Genomic DNA, 2,449 nt, shown 5'->3' with positions numbered 1-2,449 from the left:
CTGGCGGGCCGCTTTAAGGCCCTCTTTTGTTTCTTTACTTACTTTATCATAAAACGCTTTTGTGTTTATGTTGGCATAGGCCATTTGCAGATTTTTGTTGAGTGCGGCAAAATCAATGTTTTTCAATGCTTCAGCGGCTTCTTTCTGTGCATCGCTGATTTTGCTCCAGTCTATATTTTTCAATGCGTTCAGGCTTTCTTCCTGTGCTTTGCGGGCTTCGGCAGATACTTCGTCCCATTTCATATTTTTGGTAACCTCGGCTATCTCCGCCTGTACCTTTTTCATGTTCACTTCATTCAGCTGTTTCATAGCCTGCTGCACATTTTTCTGGGCATCGCGGAGCTGCCGACGTACGTCATCGTTATTAAACTGGTAATCGAAGTTGAATACCTGCGATTGGTTGGTAGTAGACGTGTGTTTGTTATTCTTATTCTTATTTACGTTTACACGTGTATTTACATTGGTATTCACATTGGTGGAAACATTGCTCTGGTCGAAAACCTGGATGTCAGAGAGATCAAATGACAGGTCCTCTTTTAACGGAGCAAGCGGCGCCAATGGTGCAGGGGAAGGAGATGGCGAAGGTACGCCTGCCGGTGCAGGTGCCGGTTCTGGTGCATTTACAGGAGCCGGTACAGGCGCCGGAGGTGGCGGCGGCGGGGCAGGGACCACAGTGTCGCGGGTAACTGCAGCCAGCAGCTGCCGGAACTTGCTGGTGGTTTCATCGGGTTCTGCCGCGGGTATTTTTTCCTGTGGTGTACTGGTTGTTGTGGTGGTGTTTACTTTAGCCGGTTCCTGCTGTTCATTATTAGTTTTTCCTTTGGCAGGATTTAGCCATGCAATAGATACCAGGCCGGTGGCGATGATCAGTACGGCTAAAAACTTTTGGCTATAGTTAAGATGTTTAGTTTTCATTTCCATGATGCGTTTAATGCGGTGAAACAGATGTTGTTTACTGTCTGCAGCAGCCATGGTAAGCCGGTTGGCGGTAAGGCGGTATTCTTCCAACGCTACCAGTGCATGTGCATATTGCAGTGGCTGAACGGTGCTGGCTATTACCAGGTCGTCGCAACAATGCTCTCTTTCCATACGGATGATCTTGGAAATCAGCCATACAAAAGGATTAAAGAAAAGAATGGTTTCAACAATTGATTGGAAGATATTCAACAGATAATCATTGCGTTTGATATGGGCGAGTTCATGCAGCAGCACAGCTTCCAGCTGGGCTTCCGTAAGATTGTTCACCATTGCTACCGGCAGGAGGATGAGCGGTTTTATAAATCCCAGCATCACGGGTACCTGTACATGTCTGGATATAAGGAGTTTCACTTTACGGGGGATCTGCAGCCTTGCAGCCAGCTTATCCAGATGTTTGTCCCATGCTTCTCCCATAGGCTCTATCCGGGTGGTACGGATCTTACGGAGTTGCAACAGATCGGACAGCAACTTGATGATCATGCCCGTCATACCGGCAATATATAATGTTACCAGGAAAGGAAAACAAAGCTCCAGATTGGGAAACAGCCATATCAGCGGGTCCTGGTTGGGATACACGGCAGCAACATGCACCGGCTCCTGTAAAGTGATAGTACCGCTGAAGTGTTGTATGGCTTCCCTTGCTTCCTGCAGCAGTTGTATATGCATATACAGCGTGGCGAGGAACCAGGTAAAAATGCCGGAGAGCGATAGGAGCGACAGGTTGTACTTTATCCGCGCACCCGCCTGTGGCCAGAGTTTTAATACTATCCGTAAGCAGGCATAAATAAAGAACGCCTGCCACATGGAATGAAGGATGGTCCAACCCAGGGCGCGTACAAAGTCGCCCGTAATAGGTAATACATTCATAGTACTAGATTTACCTGTTGTCCTTTTGTTGTTTTTCTATTGCAGTGAGATATTGCCGGATCTTTTGCAGCTCTTCTTCTGACGACTGATGATGGCCAAGGGCCTGCATCACCAGTTGAGAGGCGGAGCCGCCAAAAACGGTATCTATCATCTTGTCCAGTAATTGCTGTTGCGTTTTCTGCTGTGAAATGGCGGCTGTATATACATGAGTTTTGCTGCTGGTATCGCGCGCTACCAGTTCTTTTTCATGCATGATCTGCATCAGCTTAAGGGTAGTGGTATAGCCGGCATCTTTCGTTTGAGATAAGATATCATGTATCTCACGAACGGTGCTGGGGCCTCTTTCCCAGAGTATACCCAGAATTTCCAATTCACTTTCTGTAGGCCGGATCTGTTTCAAAGCAATGATTTGTAATGATGATTATTGTTGTACGAATATCTTCGTAAACAAATGTACGATAGTTTTCGTAATTGCAAAATATTAGGGTTTATTTTTTTTCGCGGATTTTGTCTGACTCAGGATTACGCTGATTATGCTGATTACACTGATCTGATTATATGATGATTTTCAGGAGTGATTAATCGATGAGTAATTGTGTAACGG

General features: G+C 46.1%; 2 protein-coding genes. Both read right to left on the bottom strand.

The genetic code is table 11. The features are described from left to right. Positions 1-1,845 (bottom strand): M56 family metallopeptidase (locus VN105_RS23095; protein WP_325644657.1); only part of this gene is annotated, 1,845 nt, incomplete at its 3' end. Positions 1,846-1,855: 10 nt separating this feature from the next. After that, on the bottom strand, positions 1,856-2,245 hold the full coding sequence (locus VN105_RS23090; RefSeq protein ID WP_312847240.1) for a BlaI/MecI/CopY family transcriptional regulator: 390 nt from the start codon (positions 2,243-2,245) through the stop codon (positions 1,856-1,858). Positions 2,246-2,449 lie beyond the last annotated feature (204 nt).

The sequence above is a fragment of the Chitinophaga sp. genome, from assembly GCF_035564935.1.
Lineage (GTDB): Bacteria > Bacteroidota > Bacteroidia > Chitinophagales > Chitinophagaceae > Chitinophaga.
Note: the sequence above shows the minus strand (reverse complement) of the source record. Positions and strands in the feature narration are given on the sequence as shown.